Origin of the sequence: Nitratidesulfovibrio sp. D1 (assembly GCF_051133415.1) — a bacterium.
Lineage (GTDB): Bacteria > Desulfobacterota > Desulfovibrionia > Desulfovibrionales > Desulfovibrionaceae > Cupidesulfovibrio.
The window spans coordinates 37,739-59,980 of record NZ_JBPGNZ010000009.1; the positions used below are offsets into that span (position 1 = coordinate 37,739).

At 67.7% G+C, this 22,242-nt stretch carries 18 protein-coding genes; 14 read left to right on the forward strand and 4 right to left on the reverse strand.

What is annotated here, in order from left to right; genetic code table 11:
• Nucleotides 1-29 precede the first annotated feature (29 nt).
• Complete coding sequence (locus ACR4XJ_RS15705) at nucleotides 30-1,727, reverse strand: 30S ribosomal protein S1 (RefSeq protein WP_434756090.1); 1,698 nt, start codon at nucleotides 1,725-1,727, stop codon at nucleotides 30-32.
• Between the two features lie 152 nt (nucleotides 1,728-1,879).
• Here ACR4XJ_RS15705 and ACR4XJ_RS15710 point away from each other — a divergent pair, with 152 nt between their 5' ends.
• The 6 genes from ACR4XJ_RS15710 to ACR4XJ_RS15735 all read left to right on the forward strand — a co-directional run bounded on the left by ACR4XJ_RS15710 (nucleotide 1,880) and on the right by ACR4XJ_RS15735 (nucleotide 8,428).
• Nucleotides 1,880-2,164 carry a peptidylprolyl isomerase gene (locus ACR4XJ_RS15710; protein ID WP_434756091.1) on the forward strand — a complete coding sequence of 95 codons (285 nt, stop codon included), beginning with the start codon at nucleotides 1,880-1,882 and terminating at the stop codon, nucleotides 2,162-2,164.
• 199 nt (nucleotides 2,165-2,363) lie between these two features.
• Nucleotides 2,364-2,792: an Hsp20/alpha crystallin family protein gene (locus tag ACR4XJ_RS15715; protein WP_434756092.1), complete on the forward strand. Its 429-nt coding sequence runs from the start codon at nucleotides 2,364-2,366 to the stop codon at nucleotides 2,790-2,792.
• A gap of 16 nt (nucleotides 2,793-2,808) precedes the next feature.
• On the forward strand, nucleotides 2,809-5,406 hold the full coding sequence (locus tag ACR4XJ_RS15720) for a Lon protease family protein (RefSeq protein WP_434756093.1): 2,598 nt from the start codon (nucleotides 2,809-2,811) through the stop codon (nucleotides 5,404-5,406).
• A 444-nt stretch (nucleotides 5,407-5,850) separates the two neighbouring features.
• A complete protein-coding gene (locus tag ACR4XJ_RS15725) occupies nucleotides 5,851-6,090 on the forward strand; it encodes a hypothetical protein (RefSeq protein WP_434756094.1) in 240 nt (79 codons plus the stop codon).
• A 489-nt stretch (nucleotides 6,091-6,579) separates the two neighbouring features.
• Nucleotides 6,580-6,879, forward strand: coding sequence for a DUF485 domain-containing protein (locus ACR4XJ_RS15730; protein ID WP_434756127.1), 300 nt, complete (start codon nucleotides 6,580-6,582; stop codon nucleotides 6,877-6,879).
• Nucleotides 6,872-8,428, forward strand: coding sequence for a sodium:solute symporter family transporter (locus tag ACR4XJ_RS15735; protein WP_434756095.1), 1,557 nt, complete (start codon nucleotides 6,872-6,874; stop codon nucleotides 8,426-8,428). Before ACR4XJ_RS15730 ends, ACR4XJ_RS15735 begins: the two co-directional genes overlap by 8 nt.
• A 75-nt stretch (nucleotides 8,429-8,503) precedes the next feature.
• Here ACR4XJ_RS15735 and ACR4XJ_RS15740 read toward each other — a convergent pair whose 3' ends face one another.
• Entirely contained in the window at nucleotides 8,504-9,487 is a 984-nt protein-coding gene (locus tag ACR4XJ_RS15740; protein ID WP_434756096.1) for a GlxA family transcriptional regulator, read from the reverse strand.
• A 259-nt stretch (nucleotides 9,488-9,746) separates the two neighbouring features.
• Here ACR4XJ_RS15740 and ACR4XJ_RS15745 point away from each other — a divergent pair, with 259 nt between their 5' ends.
• Complete coding sequence (locus ACR4XJ_RS15745; RefSeq protein WP_434756097.1) at nucleotides 9,747-10,586, forward strand: DJ-1/PfpI family protein; 840 nt, start codon at nucleotides 9,747-9,749, stop codon at nucleotides 10,584-10,586.
• An 83-nt stretch (nucleotides 10,587-10,669) separates the two neighbouring features.
• Here the strand turns inward: ACR4XJ_RS15745 and ACR4XJ_RS15750 are convergent, their stop codons facing one another.
• Both ACR4XJ_RS15750 and ACR4XJ_RS15755 read right to left on the reverse strand, forming a co-directional pair.
• Entirely contained in the window at nucleotides 10,670-11,179 is a 510-nt protein-coding gene (locus ACR4XJ_RS15750) for a 4Fe-4S dicluster domain-containing protein (RefSeq protein ID WP_434756098.1), read from the reverse strand.
• A gap of 10 nt (nucleotides 11,180-11,189) precedes the next feature.
• Complete coding sequence (locus tag ACR4XJ_RS15755) at nucleotides 11,190-13,337, reverse strand: molybdopterin-dependent oxidoreductase (RefSeq protein ID WP_434756099.1); 2,148 nt, start codon at nucleotides 13,335-13,337, stop codon at nucleotides 11,190-11,192.
• A gap of 480 nt (nucleotides 13,338-13,817) precedes the next feature.
• Here ACR4XJ_RS15755 and ACR4XJ_RS15760 point away from each other — a divergent pair, with 480 nt between their 5' ends.
• The 7 genes from ACR4XJ_RS15760 to ACR4XJ_RS15790 all read left to right on the forward strand — a co-directional run bounded on the left by ACR4XJ_RS15760 (nucleotide 13,818) and on the right by ACR4XJ_RS15790 (nucleotide 22,220).
• A complete protein-coding gene (locus tag ACR4XJ_RS15760; RefSeq protein WP_434756100.1) occupies nucleotides 13,818-14,999 on the forward strand; it encodes an iron-containing alcohol dehydrogenase in 1,182 nt (393 codons plus the stop codon).
• Between the two features lie 273 nt (nucleotides 15,000-15,272).
• On the forward strand, nucleotides 15,273-15,833 hold the full coding sequence (locus tag ACR4XJ_RS15765; RefSeq protein ID WP_434756101.1) for a 4Fe-4S dicluster domain-containing protein: 561 nt from the start codon (nucleotides 15,273-15,275) through the stop codon (nucleotides 15,831-15,833).
• On the forward strand, nucleotides 15,830-16,819 hold the full coding sequence (locus tag ACR4XJ_RS15770) for a CoB--CoM heterodisulfide reductase iron-sulfur subunit B family protein (RefSeq protein ID WP_434756102.1): 990 nt from the start codon (nucleotides 15,830-15,832) through the stop codon (nucleotides 16,817-16,819). The genes ACR4XJ_RS15765 and ACR4XJ_RS15770 overlap by 4 nt, the downstream gene beginning before the upstream one ends.
• Nucleotides 16,816-18,774: a CoB--CoM heterodisulfide reductase iron-sulfur subunit A family protein gene (locus ACR4XJ_RS15775; RefSeq protein WP_333506549.1), complete on the forward strand. Its 1,959-nt coding sequence runs from the start codon at nucleotides 16,816-16,818 to the stop codon at nucleotides 18,772-18,774. The genes ACR4XJ_RS15770 and ACR4XJ_RS15775 overlap by 4 nt, the downstream gene beginning before the upstream one ends.
• On the forward strand, nucleotides 18,762-20,246 hold the full coding sequence (locus ACR4XJ_RS15780; RefSeq protein WP_434756103.1) for a hydrogenase iron-sulfur subunit: 1,485 nt from the start codon (nucleotides 18,762-18,764) through the stop codon (nucleotides 20,244-20,246). The genes ACR4XJ_RS15775 and ACR4XJ_RS15780 overlap by 13 nt, the downstream gene beginning before the upstream one ends.
• Complete coding sequence (locus ACR4XJ_RS15785) at nucleotides 20,246-21,340, forward strand: 4Fe-4S dicluster domain-containing protein (RefSeq protein ID WP_434756104.1); 1,095 nt, start codon at nucleotides 20,246-20,248, stop codon at nucleotides 21,338-21,340. Before ACR4XJ_RS15780 ends, ACR4XJ_RS15785 begins: the two co-directional genes overlap by 1 nt.
• Nucleotides 21,333-22,220 (forward strand): FAD/NAD(P)-binding protein, encoded by an 888-nt coding sequence (locus ACR4XJ_RS15790; protein WP_333506546.1) that lies wholly within the window; start codon nucleotides 21,333-21,335, stop codon nucleotides 22,218-22,220. The genes ACR4XJ_RS15785 and ACR4XJ_RS15790 overlap by 8 nt, the downstream gene beginning before the upstream one ends.
• Nucleotides 22,221-22,242: the final 22 nt, after the last annotated feature.

The following is a 22,242-nucleotide window of genomic DNA, read 5'->3' on the forward strand; positions in this document are numbered from 1 at the left end:
CCCCCGTCCGGTTGGTATCTGCCGTACGGCTACTTCTTGCGCTTTTCCAGGGCGGCCTGCAAGGCGCTGCCCAGGCTGCCGAAGCCGCCGGAATCGCCCGACACCACGGTGGCCGGGGCGGAAGAGCGCGAACCGCGCCCGCCGTCACGCCCGCCTTCGCGGCCGCCCGGGCGTCCTTCGTGATGCTCGCGCTTCTGGGGCTGGGCGTACTTGCGCCATTCGCCGTCGTCCTCGCCGGTGGCGTCGGCCGGGGCCAGCGAGATGCGGCGGGCCTTCACGTCCAGGTCGCGCACCACCAGCGAGACTTCCGCGCCGGGGTTCAGCCCGGCGTAGGTCCTGGACTGGGGCGAGGTGGCGGCCACGGCGTTGGGCAGCAGCCCGGTGACGCCGGGGGCCAGGTTCACGAACAGCCCGAAGGGCGCGCGCTTCTCCACGGTGCCGGTGACGGTGGACCCGGCGGGGAAGCGTTCCTCCACCGTGGACCACGGGTCGCCCTCGGCGTCGCGCAGGCTCAGCGACAGCCGCTTGCGGGCGGGGTCCAGTTCCTTGATCTTCACGGACACGGTCTCGCCGGGGGTCACGGCCTCTTCGGGCTTGTTGATGCGGCGGGTCCAGGACATTTCGGAAAGATGCACCAGACCTTCCACGCCGGGCAGCACTTCGATGAAGGCGCCGAACGGGGCGAGGCGGGTGACCTTGCCGGTGATGATCTGGTCGGGGTCGAGCCGTTCGGCCACGTCCTGCCACGGGTCGCCGGACACCTGGCGGATGGACAGCGAGATGCGCGGGCCCTTGCGGGACTCCCTGCCGCCCTTGCCTTCTTCCGCACCGGCGATGGACAGCACCTTCACGCGCACCTTGTCGCCCACGCTCACGGCCTCGTCGGCCTGCTGCACGCGCGACCACGACAGCTCGGAAACGTGCACCATGCCTTCCAGGCCGGGCGCTATTTCCACGAAGGCGCCGAACGGGGCAAGGCGGGCCACGGTGCCTTCCAGCACGTCGCCTTCCTTCACGTTTTCCATGAGGGCGCTCAGCGATTCGGCCTGCTCGCGTTCCAGCAGCATGCGGCGCGAAACCACGATGTTGCGGCCGTTCTGCTCCAGGCGGGTGATCAGGAACTGGAAGGTCTGGCCGGTGAACGATTCCGGCTCGGCGCCGGGGCGCAGGTCCATCTGGCTGGCCGGGCAGAAGGCGCGGCGCTTCATGACCTCGACGTTGAAGCCGCCCTTGCAGGGGCCCGTGACGCGGCCTTCCACGGGGATGCCGGCCTCGCGGGCGTCCTCCAGCTGGGCCAGGCCCACCTGGCCGCCCATGGCGCGCGACAGCTTGATTTCGTTGGCGTTGGCCGAAACCACGTACAGTTCCAGCACGTCGCCCACGGCCACGGGCAGGTTGCCTTCGGCGTCCTCCAGCTCCTTGCGGTCCACAAGACCGTCCACCTTGGCCCCGGTGGCGACGAAGACGGTGTCCTCGCCGATGGCCACCACGGTGGCCTTCACCCGTTCGCCGGTGCGCACGGTTTCCGCCGTGCCGGAATGCGCCTCCAGCAGGTCCGCGAAGCTGGCGTTCTCGTCGAATGCGTCTTCTTCGCTCATTTCGACGGGGGCCGCCTCCTGCGGGGCAGGGGCAACGGTGGCTTCGGGGGCGGTGGCTTCCGCCTGTCCGGTTTCGGTGGCGGCCTCCGGGGTTTCCAGCCCGGTGGCTTCGGTGCGTTCACCAGTCATCAGTCCGATCTCCTTGAAAAGTGGCGTGCGCCGCGTGGCGTTCACCCGCAATATCAGCGCCGAAGGTCAAGGGCAAGTGCGACGGCGTGGTTGCGTCGCCGTCCACGGCATGCGATAATGGGGTGAAATCGCCATTTCCGTAAGGAGGTTTCATGCTCAAAGCCAAGGCACGCCACATTCTCGTCGATACCGAGGATGCCTGCAACGAATTGAAGGCCCGCATCCAGGCGGGCGAAGACTTCGCCGAGGTGGCGCGCGCCCACTCCAAGTGCCCGTCGGGCCGCCGTGGCGGCGACCTGGGGGAATTCCCCCGTGGCGCCATGGTGCCCGAATTCGACGAAGCCGTGTTCACCGGCGAAGTGGGAACCGTGCTCGGCCCGGTGCGCACCCAGTTCGGCCATCATCTGATCGAAGTCACGTCGCGCTCCGGCGACTAGGCCAACCTCCGCAAGGGAAACGCCTTTTCGCCTCCGTCCACTGGACGGGGCAGCGCCGCCGCCTTATTCCGATATGCAGAGAACCGCAACCCGGCCGGGGCGGCTGCCCCGCAAGGCACCGCCCCGGCCGTCCGTTTTTCCGCCGGTCGTCGTCCGGCCACCGTTCGCACCTTGTGCCCCATTTCCGGAGGTCACCCGCATGGCCAACTTCAAATTGTGGAAAAGCGAGGAGTTGCAGCGCCTGAGAAGCGAAAGCGACCGGATGTTCGACCGGTTGTGCTCGGAACTGGGCCTGCCCTCGGTCTGCCAGCCGTTGATGGAACCGGCGCTGCGCATGATCGACACCCCCGATGCGGTGGTGGTCGAGGCGCAGTTGCCGGGCGTCACCGCCGAAGACCTCGACATCGTCATCACCGGCAGCGTGCTCATCGTGCGCTGCGCCCAAAGCGCCAGCTGCGCCATCGGCGAATCCAGCAGCCGGTACGAAAGCCGCTTCATGCTGCCGTGCAAGATCCGCACGGAAGACGTGGAGGCGGAACTGGACGAGGGCGTCCTGCGCATCACCATGCCCAAGTGCCGCAGGCCCGAGGCGCGCCGCGTTCCCGTCAGGACCGGCCGGGCCGGTTGAGAAACAAGGAGGCACCATGACCACCACCAAGAAGGCGACCAAACGCACCGCTGCCTCTTCGGCGTCCCCGTCCCTGCCCGCATCCCCGCCCGCGCCCTCATCCGTGCCGGGCGGCGGGGGGCTTCCCGCTCCGCTCGCGCCCGAACAGCTGCGCTGGACGCTCGACCCCGCAACGCTGTCCTTCGCCCACACCGGCGAAGTGGAGGAACAGGCCGACATCATCGGCCAGCGGCGGGGGGTGGATGCCTTTCGTTTCGGCATGGGCATGCAGGGCAAGGGCTATAACATCTTCGTCACCGGGGCCGTGGGCATCGGCAAGCTGTCCATGGTCAAGCGGCTGCTGGGCAACGGCGCGCGCGGCGAGGCCACGCCCGACGACCTGTGCTTCGTGAACAACTTCAAGACGCCCGAGGAGCCCATCCTGCTGCGCTTTCCGGCGGGCAAGGGGCGCGCCTTCAAGGCCGACGTGCAGGCGTTCCTGGATACGGTGAAGCGCGACATTCCCCAGCTGTTCGAAAGCCAGGAATACATCGCCAGCAAGAACGAGATCATCGAGGCGCACGACAGGAAGACCCGCGAGTTCTTCAAGAACCTGGAAACCAAGGTGCGCGATTCCGGCTTCGTGCTGGTGAACATGCAGATGGGCCAGATCCAGCGGCCGGACATCGTGCCCATCGTGGACGGCGAGCCGGTGCACCTGCTGAAGCTGGAGGAAATGGCCGCCAAGGGGCGCTTTCCGCGCGAGGAACTGGAAAAGCTTCAGGAAACCTACAAGACGCTGAAGGAAGAAATCGACGCGATTTTCCTCGACGTGCGTGAACTGCAAAAGGAAGTGAAGCGCAAGACCGAAGAGGTGGACCGGCTCATGTTCATGAGTTCGGCGCGCGACCTCGCCCGGCCGCTGCTGGAAGGGTACGAGGACCCCAAGGTGCAGAAGCACATCGAGGCGGTGCTGGCCGACATGGCCGAAAACCTCGACGGGCTCAAGGTCATGGGCCAGCAGGTGCAGGGGCCCATGGGCATGTTCGTGCCCGCCCCGGCGGAAGCGGTGCTGCATCCCTACCAGGTCAACCTGCTGGTGGACAACGCGGAACTGGAAGGCCCGCCGGTGATCGTGGAATCGTTCCCCAACTACCGCAACGTGTTCGGCTCCATCGAGCGGGTCATGGACCGGTCCGGCCTGTGGCGCACCGACTTCACCAAGATCAACGCCGGGTCGTTCGTCAAGGCCAACGGCGGCTACCTGGTGCTGAACCTGATGGACGCCATCATGGAGCCGGGGGTGTGGCAGACCCTGAAGCGCGCCCTGAAGACCTCGGAAATGGAGATCCAGACCTTCGACCCCTACTACTTCATCACGGCCACGGGCATAAAGCCCGAGTCCATCAGGATGGAGGTCAAGGTAGTGGTCATGGCCACGCCCCAGCTGTACCACATGCTGCGTCACTACGACCCGGACGTGCAGAAGATCTTCAAGGTGTGGGCCGACTTCGATTCGTCCATGCCGCTGGACGAGGTGTGCGTCACCGACGTGGCCAAGCTGATGAAGACCTTCGTGGCGGCGCGCAGCCTGCGCCAGTTCGACGCCACGGCCGTGGCCGCCCTGCTGGAGCACGGCGTGCGCATGACCGGACGGCGCGAAAAGCTGACCACCTCGTTCCCGGTGTTGCGCGACATCATGGAAGAGGCCGACTACCTCGCCCGCGAGGCCGGGGCGGACATGGTGTCCGCCGCGCACGTGACGCAGGCGGTGGAAGGGCGGCAGTACCGCGCCGGGCTCATCGAGGAGAAGGTGCAGGAGATGATCGACCGGGGCAGCGTGTTCATCGATACCGACGGCGAGGTCGTCGGGCAGGTGAACGGGCTGGCCGTGTACGCCATGGGCGACCACATGTTCGGCAAGCCCTCGCGCATCACCGCCACCACCTCCATGGGGCGCGAGGGCATCATCAACATCGAGCGCGAATCGGACCTGTCCGGGGCCATCCACAACAAGGGCATGCTCATTCTTTCCGGCTACCTGCGCCGCGCCTTCGCCCAGGACAAGCCGCTGACCCTGGCGGCCTCCATCGCCTTCGAGCAGTCCTACGGCGGGGTGGACGGCGACTCGGCCTCGTCTACCGAACTGTACGCGCTGCTCTCCAGCCTGTCGGGCGTGCCCATCAGGCAGGGCATCGCGGTCACCGGCTCGGTCAACCAGAAGGGCGAGGTGCAGCCCATCGGCGGCGTGAACGAGAAGATCGAAGGCTTCCACGAAGTGTGCAAGCGCAAGGGGCTGACCGGCGGGCAGGGCGTGCTGATTCCCGCCGCCAACATCAACGACCTGATGCTGAAGCCCGAGGTGCTGGATTCCGTCCGCACGGGCGCCTTCCGCATCTGGGCCGTGCGCACCGTGGACGAGGGCATCGAACTGCTCACCGGCGTGCCCGCCGGGGTGCGCGGACCGGACGGGGCCTACCCCGAGGGCACCGTGTACGCCAAGGTGGACGCGCGGCTGCGCGAACTGGCCGAAGGGCTGCGCAACTTCGGCGAGAAGAAGGACGAGAACGGCAACGGAAAAAGCAAGGGCAAGCGCGCCAAGAGCCCCAAGGAGCCGGGGGACAAGACGGAGTAGCCCCGCCCTGCCGGGTGGGAACCCGGTCACGGCCGTCGCACGCCATGCCGGAATGACCGGCCGGAACGAGACGGCCAACGAGCACACCGGGCGGCCCCCTCCTGCGGGAAGGGGCCGCCCTTTGCGCGCGGCCCGAAATGCAACGCGCGGGAGAAAGGGACGCCGCCACGGCCGTGGCCGATGCACTGGCCGGGATCGCAGCGGTGGCTGATTGTTCAACCACTGCGCACGTCAGTAATTATTTATTTCACAATGACGCCGTCTTTGCGCGCCATGCGCGTGCATCACGGAAAAAAGACAATGAGGTGTCACGTAGTGTGGCGAAGAAACAGCTAGTCCCGCAAATGCACAATGTCCGTCCGTTCCGCGCGCCGCATCTTGAAAGGGGGAGACCATGTGATAAGAGGTGGTGACCTCTCTCCCGTAACGGCCAAAGGAGGACGCATGGACCGCGAAGAATATCCGTACGATCTGGTGCAGGTCGTGCTTGTGACACGCGACGGCAAACGAACGGAAATAGAGGCGCGGGTGGGGTCGCTGCTGTTCGTGGACGTGGAGCGGGACAACTGTTGCGTCAATTGCGATGCGCAGTGGTGGGACGAGGTGCCGGGCATGCGCCGCCGTGCCGTCCGCACCCTGATGGACGCGCTGCACGAGACGGTGCCGCTGCTGGCCGGGCGCTGAAGTCCGGCGCAGGCCGTGAGTGTCGCCCTCCGGTGGTTCCGGACGGGTGTTGCAGGGGATGTCGCCTGACGCGGCATCCCTTTTCCGTTGCCGCGCTCCGGCGCCAGCGGCACGGGGCTTGCGGCGTGCGGTATCCCATGGCCGGTGAACGGTCCGCGGCGGCGTTGCGCGCCGCGCCGTTCCGTGAACGGCGAACGGCGGCGCGAGCGGCGGAGGGCCGGGCATTTTCCCGCCCTGTCCTGTTCGCGGCCACGGAAGGGCCATTCACCGAAAGTGACGTGGCGCTCTCTTCGGGGGGCTGTACAAGGGGCCATGGACATCGGCGGCCCCGTGACGGCACGGGAGCCCGCCGGGGGAAACAGGCCGTCACGCGGGTGAAGCCCGCATGACAGGCCACACGCAAGGAGGCACGACATGGCCACGATCACCGAGACGGCGGAACACCTGGACATGACCATGGACGTCCTTCCGGAAGCGCCGCATTCCTTCATGGACGACGACGAGCGGTTCACGGAACTGGTCCGCTCGCACCGGGGCGTCTCGCTTGCCCTTACGGCCGCCATGCTGGCCGTCTATTTCGGGTTCATCATGGTGTTGGCCTTCCGGCGCGACCTGCTGCACGCGGCGGCGGGCGGCATGCCGCTGGGCATTCCCGTGGGGTTCGGCATCATCATGGCCGCCACCACCCTGACCGGCGTGTACGTGTGGTGGGCCAACCGGCGCTACGACGGCGCGGTGCGCCGCATCGTGGCCACGCTGAAACCGCAGGGGAGGGGCCGTCATGCCTGAGTTCACCTCCACCATCGGGCAGCCCAACGCGCTGTCCATCGGCTTCTTCTTCCTGTTCGTGGCGTTCACGCTGGGCGTCACGTGGTGGGCGGCCCGGCGCAGCCGGTCGGCGGCGGAATTCTACGCGGCCGGGCGCAGCGTCACCGGGTTCCAGAACGGGCTGGCCCTGGCGGGCGACTACATGAGCGCGGCCTCGTTCCTGGGCATCGCCGGGCTGGTGGCCCTGACGGGGTATGACGGGCTCATCTATTCCATCGGGTTCCTGGTGGGCTGGCCGGTGATGATGTTCCTCGTGGCCGAACCGCTGCGCAACCTCGGCAAGTACACCTTCGCCGACGTGGTGGCCTATCGTCTGCGGCAGCGGCCCGTCCGCGTGGCGGCCTCGTGCGGGTCGCTGATGACCGTGGCGTTCTACCTCATCGCGCAGATGGTGGGCTCCGGATCGCTGGTGCACCTGATGTTCGGCCTGCCGTACGAAACGGCGGTGCTGGTGGTGGGCGTGGTGATGATCGCCTATGTGCTCTTCGGCGGCATGCTGGCCACCACCTGGGTGCAGATCATCAAGGCCGTGCTGCTGCTGGGCGGTGCCAGCGTGATGGTGTTCCTGGTGTTGCAGCGCTTCGGCTTCAGCCCGGCGGAACTCTTCCGCGCCTCGGCCGAACGGTACGGCGACAAGGTGCTGTCCCCCGGCGGGCTGGTCTCCAACCCGTGGGACGCCCTGTCCCTGGGCATGGCGCTGATGTTCGGCACGGCCGGGCTGCCGCACATCCTGATGCGCTTCTACACCGTGCCCGACGCCAAGGCCGCCCGCAGTTCGGTGTTCTACGCCACCGGCTTCATCTCGTACTTCTACGTGCTCACCTTCATCATCGGCTTCGGGGCCATGGCGCTGGTGGGGCAGGACGTCATCGCCCGGTTCGACAGGGGCGGCAACATGGCCGCGCCCCTGCTGGCGGAAGTGACCGGCGGCACCATGTTCCTGGGCTTCATCGCCGCCGTGGCCTTCGCCACCATCCTGGCCGTGGTGGCCGGGCTGACCCTGGCCGGGGCCACCACCTACGCGCACGACCTCTACGCCAACGTGTTCCGGCGCGGCCGGTCCACCGAGGAGGACGAGGTGCGCATGGCCAAGCGGGCCACCGTGGCGCTGGGCGTGCTGGCCGTGGGCCTCGGCATCGCCTTCAAGGGGCAGAACGTGGCCTTCATGGTGGGGCTGGCCTTCGCCATCGCCGCCAGCGCCAACTTCCCCGCGCTGCTGATGTCCATCTTGTGGAAGCGCTTCTCCACCTTCGGGGCGGTGTGCGCCATCGCCACCGGGGCCACGATGGCCGTGGGGTGCATCGTGCTCAGCCCCACCGTGTGGGTGGACGTGCTGCATTCGCCGTGGGGCATGGCCGCGCCGTTCGCGCTCAAGAATCCGGCCCTGTTTTCCATGCCCGCCGCCTTCGCGGCCGGGTGGCTGGGCTCTGTGCTGCGCCCCGAACCCGACGCCGAGGCGCGCTTCGCCGCCCAGAAGGTCCGCAACTACCTTGGGGTGGGCGCGGAATAGCCCCGCAGGATACGGCCACAAAGGACGCAACGACCGGGACCGCTCCGCAAGGGGCGGTCCCTTGCGCTGTCGGTGTTACCGGCTGCCCCCGTAGGTCTTGCGCCATGCGGCGGGGCTCATGCCCGTGACGCGCCGGAAGCTCTCGCGCAGGGCGGCGGCGGTGCCCAGCCCCGTCAGTTCCGCTATGCGCTCCACCGAAAGGCCGCCCGATTCCAGCAGCGACTGGGCGCGCAGCACGCGGGCCCTCGCCAGCCATGCCATGGGGGGCATGCCCGTCTGCTGCTGGAACTTCCGGTTCAGGGTGCGCGCGCTCATGCAGGCATGCCCGGCCATGTCGGCCAGCGAAAGGCGGCCGTGCAGGTTTTCCAGCAGCCACGCCTGCAAGGCGGCAATGTTGTCCCTGTCCTGCGGGGGCACCCGCCGGATGACCTGCCGGTGGCTGCCGTCGCGCTCCACCGGCACCACGAACAGCTTGGCCGTGGCGTCGGCGGCCAGCGCGCCGTGGTCCTTCCTGATCATGTGCAGGCACAGGTCCATGCCCGCGGCAAGCCCGGCGGAGGTGAGTATGTGGCCGTTGTCGCAGTAGAGCACCTCGCGCTCCACGCGGATCATGGGGTGGTCTGCGGCAAGCCTGTCCACCAGCGCCCAGTGGGTGGTGGCCGTCAGCCCGTCCAGCAGGCCGCAGGCGGCCAGTACGCACGCCCCGGAACATATGGACGCCAGCCGCACGCCGCACCGCGCCGCCTCGCGCAGCGCCGCGAACACCTGTTCGTCGCGGTAGCCGAAGGGGGTGACGAGGCCGGGGACGACGATGGTGTGCATGTCCGGCATGGCCTGCGGCGGCAGGCACCCCGTGATGTGAATGTGGCCGCTGCGGGCCGTTTCCGCTGGCCCGATGAAGCACACGTCGTAGGGGGCCTGCCCGTCCGGCAGGGTGACGCCGGTGAATATCTCGTGGGGGACGCACAGGTCGTACGGCACGAAGCCGTCGAGCGCCAGAATGGCAAGCCTGTGGCGGGGTGCGGGCAGGGCAGGGGGGAGGGTGCCGGGTTCTTGCATGTGGGGTTGTTGCATGGGGGCGTGGGGGCAAGGGGTTCTGCCGGGGCGCTGGCGCGGCGGGGCGTGCATGTGCCTGCACCCTACGTCAAAAGGGATGCCGTGGGGGAAAGGGTTGGCGAAAACGCGCCGAATGGCAAGATTCTTTCGCCCCATGGCAAGCTTGCCGGTTTCGCGGTTCCGGCAGGGTGATACCTGTGGGATGGATACGGAACCATCCCAACCGGGTGTCCCACGGCGGGCGCCCACCAAAGGATATCGCATGAACCGCAGGGAATTCACGCTGTCGTGCCTTGGAGCACTGGCCGTTGCGGGCGCGTCGGGCGCGGGGCTGCTGCCGGACAGTGCCGCCGCGCAGCAAGCGCAACCGCAGCCCGCGCCCGCACGCACGGGCGAAACGCCGCACATCGCCTTTCTGCTGTTCGACGGCATGACCGCGCTGGACATGATCGGCCCGGCCACCGTGCTGGCCAATTCGGGCTTCACGGTGGACTACGTGTGGCGCAACGCGGATCCGGTGTATGCGGAAACCACGTCGGACAAGCGGCTGGGGCTGCTGCCCACGGCAACCTTCGGCGATGTGGGCGCGGCGGACATCCTGTGCGTGCCGGGCACCAGCAACCCGTACGCGCAGATCGTGCAGCCGGACATCATCGAATGGGTGGCCCACGTGGGGCAGCGCGCGACATGGGTCACCAGCGTCTGCACCGGGTCGTTCCTGTTGGGGGCGGCGGGGCTGCTGAAAGGCTACCGCGCCACGGCCCACTGGACCATGGTGGACGAGCTTGCCTACTTCGGGGCCACGCCCGTGCGCGAACGGGTGGTGCGCGACCGCAACCGGGTCATCGGGGCGGGCGTCAGTTCGGGCATCGACTTCGGGCTGGTGCTGCTTGCGCTCATCCACGGCGAGCAGACGGCCCGGATGTGGCAGCTGATCATGGAATACGACCCGCACCCCCCGTTCGACAGCGGTTCGCCGCACACGGCGGACCCGCAACTGGTGGAGGCGGTGCGGTCCAACAGCACCGGCAACAGGGTGCCTTACGCCCGCAAGAGCCTTGAGGACGCGGCAAAGCGCCTTGGCGTGACGGTGGCGGGATAGCCGGGCAGGGACGGACAACGTGAAGCCCCCCGGAAGGACATGCGTGTCCTTCCGGGGGGCGCGTATTTGGCGATACGGCTATCTTATCTCTCCGCCACCGGTCGCTGCGGGGCGCGCTGGCGCTGTTCGGCGTAGCGCGGGTCGTCCTGGCCCACCAGCGAGAGCGCATGGGTGGTGCAGCCGGTGACGCAGGCGGGCTTCAGCCCGGCGTCGATGCGGTCCATGCACAGGTCGCACTTCACGGCCTTGTCGCCGTCCTCGTTCCATTGGGGGATGTGCCAGGGGCAGGCTTCCAGACACGCGCCGCAGCCGATGCAGTCGTCGGCCTCCACGTACACGATGCCGTCGGCCTCGCGCTTGGTCATGGCCCCGGTGGGACACACGTCCACGCATTCCGGCTCCTCGCAGTGGAAGCAGGGCATGTACAGGGTGCGGTAGGCGGGCGCGCCTCCGGGACCGGCCACGGGGCCTTCGGTGAAGTGCACGCCCAGCTTGATGCCCACGGGCATGGCGTTCTTGACCTTGCAATGTACTTCACACGCCTTGCAACTGATGCAGCGGCGCTCGTCGGTGACGATGCAGTAGGTGCTCATGTGCTGTCCCCTATGCCCTGGCCGCGGCCTTGCGCACGGCCACGAAGTGTTCCTGCATGGATATGCCGCCCCCGGCCCGGTCGTAGCGCTCCAGCCCGCCGGGCATCAGGTCCTGGTCGGCCACGCCCTTGCCCCGCGCCCGCGATTCCACCGGCAGCCGGTGGCCGAACCCGTGCACCATGAACAGCGCCTCGGGGTGCACGAAGTCGGTGACGAAGGCGCGCAGCCGCCCGGCGGCGGCGCCCCGTGCGTCCAGCACTTCCAGCAGGTCGCCGTCGGCGATGCCCAGTTCGGCGGCCCGGCCGGTGTTGATCCAGGCCACGTTGGTGGGCATCTGCTCGGCCAGCAGGGGGTTGTTCACGGTATGCCCCTGGGTGTGCAGGGCCGTGCGCCCGAAGGCGATGCGGAACATGCCCTGCGGCGGCGCGGGCGGCGCGGCGTAGGCGCGCAGGCTGGGTTCCCCGGCCTTGGTCCACTTGGGGCTGATCATTTCCAGCCTGCCGGACGAGGTGGGGAACTTCAGTTCGGCGTCATCGCGGTACTTGGGCGCGTCGCACAGTTCCACGAAGCCCTTGGCGTCGAAGTCGGCCATGGTCACGCCCGTGGGCTGCAACTGGTATTCCCAGATGTCCTCGATGCGCTCGAAGGCCAGCTTGTCCATGCCGAGGCGCTTGGCCAGCCCGCACAGGATTTCCCAGTCGGCCCTGGTGTCCAGCGTGGACTGCATGGCCCGCTTGCGCACGAAGAACTGCGGCTTCAGCCCGCCCTTGGAGGCGATGATGCTCTCGCGCGAAAGGTAGGTGGACAGGGGCAGCACCACGTCGGAATGCCACGCCGTGTCCGACCACGAGAAGGTCACGCTGACCAGCAGGTCCAGCCCTTCCCACTTGCGCTTCATGGCGTCGGCGTCGGGCATGGCCATCAGCGGGTCGTGCCGGTAGCAGATGTACGCCTTGACCGGGTACGGATCACCGGTGACGATGGCGTCGTAGGCCAGGTTGATCAGGCCGGGGCCGCCGTCGAACTGGGTGTGCCGCCAGCCCACGCCGTCGGCGCGCTTCTCTTCGGGGGCGGGGTACAGGTCCACCAGCTTCTTCAGGCCCTTGCGGCCCACGTCGCCGGGCTTGTTGGCGATGGGCAGGCCGCCCTTGGCCCCGATGGAGCCGAGCAGGGCGTTGATGATGTACGCGGTGCGACAGACGTGGAACGAATCGTCGTAGCGGGCCACCATCCAGCCGGGATGCCAGATGACGTGGGGCGCGGCCTCGGCCAGTTGGCGGGCCAGCGCGGTGATGGCGGCGGCGGGCACGCCGGTCTCGCCTTCGGCCCACTGCGGGGTGCACGCGGCCACGTGCTCGGCCAGCGCGTCGAAGTCCTGCACGTGCGCTTCCACATAGGGCTTGTTGTACAACCCCTCGTTGATCAGCACATGGATCACGGCCATGTTGAAGGCCAGGTCGCTGCCGGGGCGAACCATGTAGAAATTGTCGGCCTTGCCCGCGGTGTAGGTGGCGCGGATGTCCACCACGCTGAGCTTGCAGCCCTTTTCCATGCCGTCGAGCACGGCGTTGGCCTCGGCCACGTTGATGGCTTCAAGGATGTTGCGGGTTTGCAGCACCAGATGCTTGCAGTTGCGGTAGTCGTAGACCACTTCCTTGCGGCCGATGCCCATCACCGACTTGGCGGCGTGCTGCACGTTGCGCGCGCAGGCGCTGTCGTGGTTGCAGTAGTTGGGCGACCCGATGCCGCGCATGAACGCCTGGTGCAGGTCCACGAAGGGGCCGCCCCGGTCGGAGAACAGCACGCTGCGCCCGCCGTGGGCGGCGGTGATGTCCTTCAGCCGTGCGGCCACATGGTCCAGCGCCTCGTCCCACGAGGCTTCGCGCCATTTGCCCTCGCCGCGTTCACCCACGCGGATCAGGGGGCGCTGCGGACGCTCCGTGTCCATTTCCAGCGCGATGCCCGCCGCGCCCCTGGGACACAGCGCACCCTTCAGGGGCGACTTGGGGTTGCCCTCGATGCGGACGGCCTTGCCGTCCTCCACTTCCACCACGATGGGACAGCGCACGCTGCACATGCCGCACACGCTGTACACCTGTTGCCTGCCTGCCATGGCTGCCTCCGGTGTTTGCCTGCCGTTGGATATGTCGTTGAGCATGACCCGCCTACCAGCGCCCGTCCGCACCGCGCAAGCAAAGCCGTGCATGTGTCGTTTGTAACAGGGACACGCATTCCGTTACACGCGTGACCCGGAAAAATCGAGAGTGTTTCGTGAAAACAATCACGATTTCCATCTATGGCGTGCTTATTGTGCTTTTTCTAGCACATGTAGCGTTTCGACCCAATCGGCATCGCCAGGTGGCCCATTCTGTCCCCCGGCCCGCCAGCCCGCGCCCCGCCTTGCCTTGCGGGACCCCACAGACACGAAAAGAGGATGTACCGTGCCCGGCGGGCGGGCATGGCCGCGCCTGTCCGGGCCAGTTGTCGCCAGCCGTGCAGGCGGGGAATCATGCAGTATAACGGAATATAAGGAAAAGAGACTTTGGCCCCGTCCTTGCTGAATGGGGGCAGGAGTGTTCGCGGAGATTACGGGCTCCGCAATGACGTCGCTAACCCCAACTCAGCGAGGTAGGCAGACATGGCAGTGCAGGAACAGGTCTACGGATTCTTCATTCCCAGCGTTACCCTGATCGGCATCGGCGCATCCAGGGCCATTCCCGAAAAGATCAAGGCGCTCGGCGGGTCCAAGCCGCTCATCGTCACCGACATGGGCATAGTCAAGGCGGGCATCCTGAAGCAGATCACCGATCTGCTGGACGCCGCCAAGATGGCCTACTTTGTGTACGACGAGACCATCCCCAACCCCACCGACGACAACGTCCACAAGGGCGTGGAAGTCTACAAGAAGAACAAGTGCGACAGCCTGATCACCCTGGGCGGCGGCAGCTCGCACGACTGCGGCAAGGGCATCGGCCTGGTCATCGCCAACGGCGGCAAGATCCATGACTTCGAGGGCGTGGACAAGTCCACCAAGCCCATGCCGCCCTACGTGGCCGTGAACACCACGGCGGGCACGGCCTCGGAAATGACCCGCTTCTGCATCATCACCGACACCAGCCGCAAGGTGAAGATGGCCATCGTGGACTGGCGCGTGACCCCCAGCATCGCCCTGGACGACCCGCTGCTGATGATGGGCATGCCCCCGGCGCTGACCGCCGCCACCGGCATGGACGCCCTGACCCACGCCGTGGAAGCCTACGTTTCCACCATCGCCACCCCCATGACCGACGCCTGCGCCGAACAGGCCATCACGCTCATCGCCACCTTCCTGCGCCGCGCCGTGGCCAACGGGCGCGACATCGAGGCCCGCGAGCGCATGTGCTTCGCCCAGTACCTGGCGGGCATGGCCTTCAACAACGCCAGCCTCGGCCACGTGCACGCCATGGCCCACCAGCTGGGCGGCTTCTACGACCTGCCGCACGGCGAATGCAACGCCATCCTGCTGCCGCACGTCTCGCAGTTCAACCTCATCGCCAAGCTGGACCGCTTTGCCCGCATCGCCGAACTGATGGGCGAGAACATCAGCGGCCTTTCGGTGCGCGACGCGGCGGAAAAGGCCATCTGCGCCATCAAGCGCCTGTCGGCCGACGTGGGCATCCCCGCCGGTCTGGTGGCCCTTGGCAAGCGCTACGGCAAGGACGTGAAGCCCAAGGACATCGCCATCATGACCAAGAACGCCCAGAAGGACGCCTGCGGCCTGACCAATCCGCGCTGTCCCACCGATGCCGATGTCGCGGCCATTTACGAAGCGGCCATGTAAGGGGTACAGACAAAGCCGGGCGTGGTCCTTTTCAGGGTGACGGCGGGCAACCCCACCTGCAGACGGCCCGCGCGGAGGATGCACCAACATCCTCGCGCGGGCGCGTGAAGGGCCCCCAAAGATGGTCCCTCCCTTCCCGGAGCGGACCGGATAGGCCCCGACCGGTTTTGGCAATGTCCCCACTTGCGCTTTCGGCCGCCGCGGGAAGGCGGGCTCCTTCCCTTCCCGCGGCGGCATCCGCGAGCGCGCAACCGCAACGTGCCGGGAAACGACATGGACGTGACCAACCTTGAATCTGTCCGCGACGAAGACTTCATCCATGCGGTCATGGAGGAGAGCGGGCAGGATCTTACGCACTGTTACCAGTGCGGCAACTGTACGGCGGGGTGTCCGTGCGGGTTCGCCTACGACATCCAGGTCAGCCAGATCATGCGCAACCTGCAGGCGGGCCGGAAGGACAAGATACTGAACAGCCGGTCCATCTGGCTGTGCCTGTCCTGCTCCAGTTGCACCACCCGCTGCCCCAACAACATCGACGTGGCGCGGGTGATGGACGTGCTGCGCCACATCGCCCGGCGAGAGGGCCGGGTGGCCGAGAAGGGCGTGACCACCTTCTGGGACGCCTTTCTGGCGTCGGTGCGCAAGCACGGCCGGGTCTACGAACTGGGCGTGGTGGCCAACTACGTGGCCCGCACCGGCAGGGTGTGGACGGACATCGACCTGCTGCCGCGCATAGCGCCCAAGGGCAAACTTTCCCCCATGCCGCACGGCATCCGGGGCCGGGACGAAATCGCCCGCATCTTCCAGCGCTACGAGGAGGAAAGGACGCGATGAATCTCGCCTACTACCCCGGCTGTTCGGGGCTCGGCACCTCGCGCGAGTACGAACGCTCCACCCGGGCCGCCTGCGCGGCGCTGGGCGTGAAGCTGACGGACATTCCGGACTGGAGCTGTTGCGGCTCCACCCCGGCCCACGCGCTGGAACACGCGCTGTCGGGCGCGCTTTCGGCCCGCAATCTGGTGGGCGCGGCCCGCGCGGGCTGCGACGCCGTGGCCACCCCCTGTCCGAGCTGCCTTTCCAACCTCAAGACCGCCCGCCACCGCATGACCGACACGGCGTTCCGCGCCAAGGTCGGCCGTCTGCTGGACCAGCCCGCCGATGAACTGGCCGCGCTGCCCGACGTCCAGTCGGTGCTGGAAACGCTGGTGACCCGCGTGGGGCTGGACGCCATCCGCGCCAGGGTGCGCCAGCCTCTGGCCGGACTGCGCGTGGCCCCCTATTACGGCTGCATCATGACCCGCCCGGCGGATGTCATGCGCTTCGACGATCCGGAAAACCCCACCTCCATGGACGACCTGCTCACGGCGCTGGGCGCCGAGGTGGTTCCCTTCCCCTACAAGGTGGAATGCTGCGGGGCCTCGTACGGCGTCACGCGGCGGGACATCGTGGCCCGGCTTTCCGGGCGGCTGCTGGGCGCGGCGCGCGACGCCGGGGCCCACGCGGTGGTGGTGGCCTGTCCGCTGTGCCAGATGAACCTGGACCTGCGCCAGTCGCAGGTGGAATGGCCCGGCGGCAAGGCCGTGGACATGCCGGTGTTCTACTTCACCCAGTTGCTGGGGCGCGCCCTGGGCGTGCCCGACGCGGAACTGGGGCTGGAACAGCTGTGCGTTGACCCGGCCATCGCCTTCCGCCGCGCGGCGCAGGTTGTCGCGGCACGGCAGGCCGAAGAGGCCGCGCAGGCCGCCAAGGCCGCCGCCCAGGCCGCCAAGGCGGCGCAGGCCAAGCAGGCCGCCGCAGCGAATGAAGGGGGCAGGGCATGAGAATAGGTGTTTTCGTCTGCCACTGCGGCAGCAACATCGGCGGCACCGTGGACGTGCCCAGCGTGGCGGAAACGGCCCGCGCCTATCCCGACGTGGTCTTTTCCTCCGACACCATGTACGCGTGCTCCGAGCCGGGGCAGGCGGCCATCGTGGACGCCATCAGGGAACATGCGCTGGACGGCGTGGTGGTTGCCTCGTGCACCCCGCGCATGCACGAGCCCACCTTCCGCCGCACGGTGGAGCGGGCCGGGCTGAACCGCTACATGTTCGAAATGGCCAACATCCGTGAACATGTTTCATGGATCGGCAAGGACCGCGAGGCCAACAGCAACAAGGCGGCGGAACTGGTCCGCATGGCCGTGGAAAAGCTGCGCCTGAACGCGCCGCTGTACCCCAAGTCGTTCGACGTGACCAAGCGCGTGCTGGTCATCGGCGGCGGGGTGGCGGGCATCCAGGCCGCGCTGGACTGCGCCGACGGCGGCATCGAAGTGGTGCTGGTGGAGCGCGAATCGACCATCGGCGGCAAGATGGCCAAGCTGGACAAGACCTTCCCCACCGTTGACTGTTCAAGCTGCATCCTGGGGCCCAAAATGGTGGACGTGTCCCAGCACCCCAACATCCGCCTGTACGCCCATGCCGAGGTCGAGAAGATCGGCGGCTACGTGGGCAACTTCAAGGTGGACGTGCGGCGCAGGGCCACCTACGTGGACTGGGAACTGTGCACCGGCTGCGGCCTGTGCATGGAAAAGTGCCCCAGCAAGAAGTCGCCCGACGCGTTCAACGAGCACGTGGGCGTCACCACCTCCATCAACATCCCGTTCCCGCAGGCCATCCCCAAGAAGGCCATCATCGACCCGACCTCGTGCCGCCAGTTCGTCAAGGGCAAGTGCGGCGTGTGCGCCAAGGTGTGCCCCACCGGGGCCATCCGCTACGACATGGAAGACGAGGTGGTCACCGAGGAAGTGGGGGCCATCATCGCGGCCACGGGCTACGACCTGTTCGACTACACACGGTACACGGAATACGGCGGCGGGCGCTACCCGGACGTGATCACCTCGCTCCAGTACGAACGGCTGCTGTCGGCCTCCGGCCCCACGGGCGGGCACGTCAAGCGCCCGTCCGACGGCAAGGAGCCCAAGACGGTGGTGTTCATCCAGTGCGTGGGCTCGCGCGACCGTTCCGTGGACCGGCCGTACTGCAGCGGCTTCTGCTGCATGTACACCGCCAAGCAGGCGGTGCTGACCAAGGACCACATCCCCGATTCGCGCAGCTACGTGTTCTACATGGACATCCGCGCCAACGGGAAGATGTACGAGGAGTTCACCCGCCGGGCCATGGAGGAATACGGCGTGCAGTACGTGCGCGGCCGGGTGTCCATGATCGTCCCGCAGGGCGACACCTACCTCGTGCGCGGGGTGGACACCCTGCTCGGCGAACAGGTGGAGGTGGCCGCAGACCTGGTGGTGCTGGCCGTGGGGGCGGAATCCTCGCGCGGGGCTCCGCAACTGGCGGAAAAACTGCGCATTTCCTACGACAACTACGGCTTCTTCATGGAAAGCCACTGCAAGCTGCGTCCGGTGGAAACCAATACCGCGGGGGTCTACCTTGCCGGTGCGTGCCAGGGTCCCAAGGACATCCCGTCCTCGGTGGGGCAGGGCAGCGCGGCGGCGGCCAAGGTGCTGGGCCTCTTCTCGCGCGGCAGGCTGGAAAGCGACCCGCAGATCTCGCAGGTGGACGTGCGCCGCTGCGTGGGCTGCGGCAAGTGCATCACCACCTGCCCCTACGGGGCCATCGAATGGATGGAACTGCGCGGCGAGATGAAGGCCCGCGTCATTGAAACGGTGTGCCAGGGCTGCGGCATCTGCACGGTCACCTGCCCGCAGGGGGCCATCCAGTTGCAGCACTTCACCGACAATCAGATCCTCGCGGAGGTCAACGCACTATGCCTGTCCTGAAGGGGAAGGAACTCCGCGTCGTAGGGTTCCTGTGCAACTGGTGCTCGTACGGCGGTGCCGACACCGCCGGGGTCGGGCGTTTCTCGCAGCCCACGGACCTGCGCATCATCCGCGTGCCCTGTTCGGGCCGCGTGGACCCCATGTTCGTGGTGAAAGCGCTGCTCAGCGGCGCGGACGGGGTGCTGGTCTCCGGCTGCCACCCGCGCGACTGTCACTACAGCCAGGGCAACTTCTATGCCCGGCGACGGCTTGAAACCCTGAAGGAATTCCTGCCCGCCCTGGGCATCGACCCGGACCGCTTCCAGTACACCTGGGTTTCGGCGTCGGAAGGGCAGCGCTGGAAGACCGTCGTATCGTCCTTCGTCGAGAAGGTGCACCAGTTGGGGCACGCCCCGCGCATCGAGGAAGCCGCACCCTACCTGCCGCTGGTGGAAAAGGGCGACACCCCGCGCGCGCCGCTACGTCCGCTGGCGTATCCTGCGGCGGGCACGCTGGCCGCCTCGCTGGAGCAGTTGCGCGAGAAGATCCGCGCGGCCCTGCCGGAACTGGACTGCGTCATCGGCTGGCAGCAGGGCTTCGACGCGCTGCACGCCACGCCGCTGTTCATGCGCAAGCCCGAGGACGTGGACAAGCTGACCTGGGGACCGCTGAACGTGCACAACCTGGCCACCTACCTGCCGCAGTTCAAGAACCGCAAGGTGGGCGTGGTGGTGAAGGGATGCGACAGCCGTTCGGTCATCGAACTGTTGCAGGAACAGCTCATCGAGCCCGACAACGTGCGGGTGTTCGGCATGGCCTGCGAGGGCGTGGTGGACGTGACCCGCGTGCAGAAGGCGCTGGACGGCGCGGGTGACGCGGCCTGCACCGACACGGCTCCCGCAGCGGTGGGCGTTGACGGCGACGGCCTGTCCATTGAAGGCGAAGTCCCGGCCCGCCTCAGGCTGGCGGACGTGGTGGCCGAAAAGTGCCGCACCTGCGACACTCCCGTGCCCCTGCTGGGCGACGTGGTGGAGGGCAACGCCTCCGCCCCGGCTGGTCCCGCGCCCGACGCGCCACCCAGTCTCGAAGCCCTGGACGCCATGACCCCGGAACAGCGGCGTGGCTTCTGGCGCGCCCAGATGGACCGCTGCTTGCGCTGCTACGCCTGCCGCAACGCCTGTCCCATGTGCGTGTGCCGCGACCATTGCATCGCCGAAACCCGCGACCCGCACTGGACCACCCAGGAAGGCAACATCCGCGAGAAGTTGCAGTTCCAGGTCATCCACGCCCTGCACCTGGCCGGGCGCTGCACCGAATGCGGCGAATGCCAGCGGGCCTGCCCGGTGAACATCCCGGTGCTGGCCCTCAAGCAGTGGATGAACCGCTCGGTGCGCACCCTGTTCGACTACCGCGCCGGGGTGGACGTGAACGCGGTGCCGCCGCTGCTGTGCTTTGCCGTGGAAGAAAAGAACATTAAGGAGCATGGGCTGTGATGAGCTTCGCACGATACATCGCGCGCGGCGAGCTTGCCCGCGCCCTCGACCTCATGGCGCGGGGCCGCGTGACGTACGCGCCCCGCAGGGAAGGCGACGCCGTGGTCTTCCGCCCCCGCGCGGAAGGCGAGGAACCGCTGCTGGCCCGCGCCACGGTGCCGCCCAAGGGCGTCATCTTTCCGCAGAGCGAGCGGCTGTTCGCCTTCATCCGCGAAAAGGACCCCAACGACCCCGGCCGCACCACCGTGCGCCTGGATTCCACCGTGGACATCGAACCGGCGCTGATCTTCGGCGGCCGTCCGTGCGACGCGCGCGGCTTCCACATCTTCGACCGGGTGTACCTGAACGGCCCCCACCGCGACCCGTACTACGCGGCGCGGCGCGAGGCCACCGTGGTGGTCACCCTGGCCTGCACGAAGGCCGGGTCCACCTGCTTCTGTCACTGGACCGGCTGCGGCCCGGCGGACACCACCGGCTCGGACATCCTGCTGACGCCCGTCGGCAGTGGCGATGCCAGCGGCTTCGTGGCCGTGGCCGTCACCGAACGCGGCGGGGCCGTGCTGGAGCAGGCCGGCCTGCCCGAGGCCGACGCCGCCCGCTCGGATGCGGCCCAGGCCGCGCACGCCGCCACCCTGGCGGCCCTGAACGCGCAGAGCCCGGCCCCGGACCTGTCCACCACCCCGGACCGCCTGCTGGAATGCTTCGGCGACGCGGACTTCTGGCGCGACATGTCCGACAAGTGCCTGTCCTGCGGGGCCTGCACCTACCTGTGCCCCACCTGCTACTGCTTCAACATCACCGACGAGAACGACGGCGGCGACGGCATGCGCGGCAGGCGGCTGCGCAGCTGGGACAACTGCATGTCCTCGCTGTTCACCCGCGAGGCCAGCGGCCACAACCCGCGCATGGGCAAGGCCCTGCGCCTGCGCAACCGCGTGGGCCACAAGTTCTCGTACTACCCCCGGCTGCACGAGGGCGTGGTGTCGTGCAACGGCTGCGGCCGCTGCATCACCGGCTGCCCGGTGTCCGTGGACATCCGCGAGATGGTGGTGCGCGCCACCGAACCCGACGCGAAGGAGACCCCCAATGCCTGACGCCATCACTCCGCAAGCGGGCGCGCACGCCACTACCCTGGGCACGGGGTTCACCGACAACCCCTACCTGCCCGACGTGGCCACCGTGCTGGAAACCGTGCAGGAAACCCCGGCCATCAAGACCCTGCGCGTGCGCATCGACGATCCGGCGCGCATGGAAGCCTTCCGCTTCAATCCCGGCCAGGTGGGCCAGCTTTCGCTGTTCGGCGTGGGCGAATCCACCTTTGTCATCAACTCGCCGCCCACCCGCATGGACTACCTGCAATTCAGCATCATGCGCGCGGGCGAGGTGACCGCCGCCCTGCACGGCCTGAAGCCCGGCGACAAGGTGGGCGTGCGCGCCCCGCTGGGCAACTGGTTCCCGTTCGAGGCCATGCGCGGCAAGGACATCGTGTTCGTGGGCGGGGGCATCGGCATGGCCCCGCTGCGCACTCTGTTGCTGTACATGCTGGACAACCGCGCCGACTACGGCAACATCACGCTGCTGTACGGCGCGCGCACCCCCAACGACATGGCCTTCCGCGACGACGTGCAGGACTGGCTGGCCCGCACCGACATGAATACCACCCTGACGGTGGACCAGGCCCCCGAGGACTGGCCGCACCGCGCCGGGCTGATTCCCCACGTGCTGCTGGACCTGGCCCCGCCCAACGCCAACAGCGTGGCCGTGCTGTGCGGCCCGCCTATCATGATCAAGTTCACGGTGGAGGCGTTGAAGAAACTGCACTTCGCCGACGAGCAGATCATTACCACGCTGGAACGGCGCATGAAGTGCGGCATCGGCATCTGCGGGCGCTGCAACATCGGCACCAAGTACGTCTGCGTGGACGGGCCGGTGTTCACGTATGCCGAGCTGCGCGATTTGCCCAACGAACTCTAGCCGCAAGTTGGCTTTTGCCCGC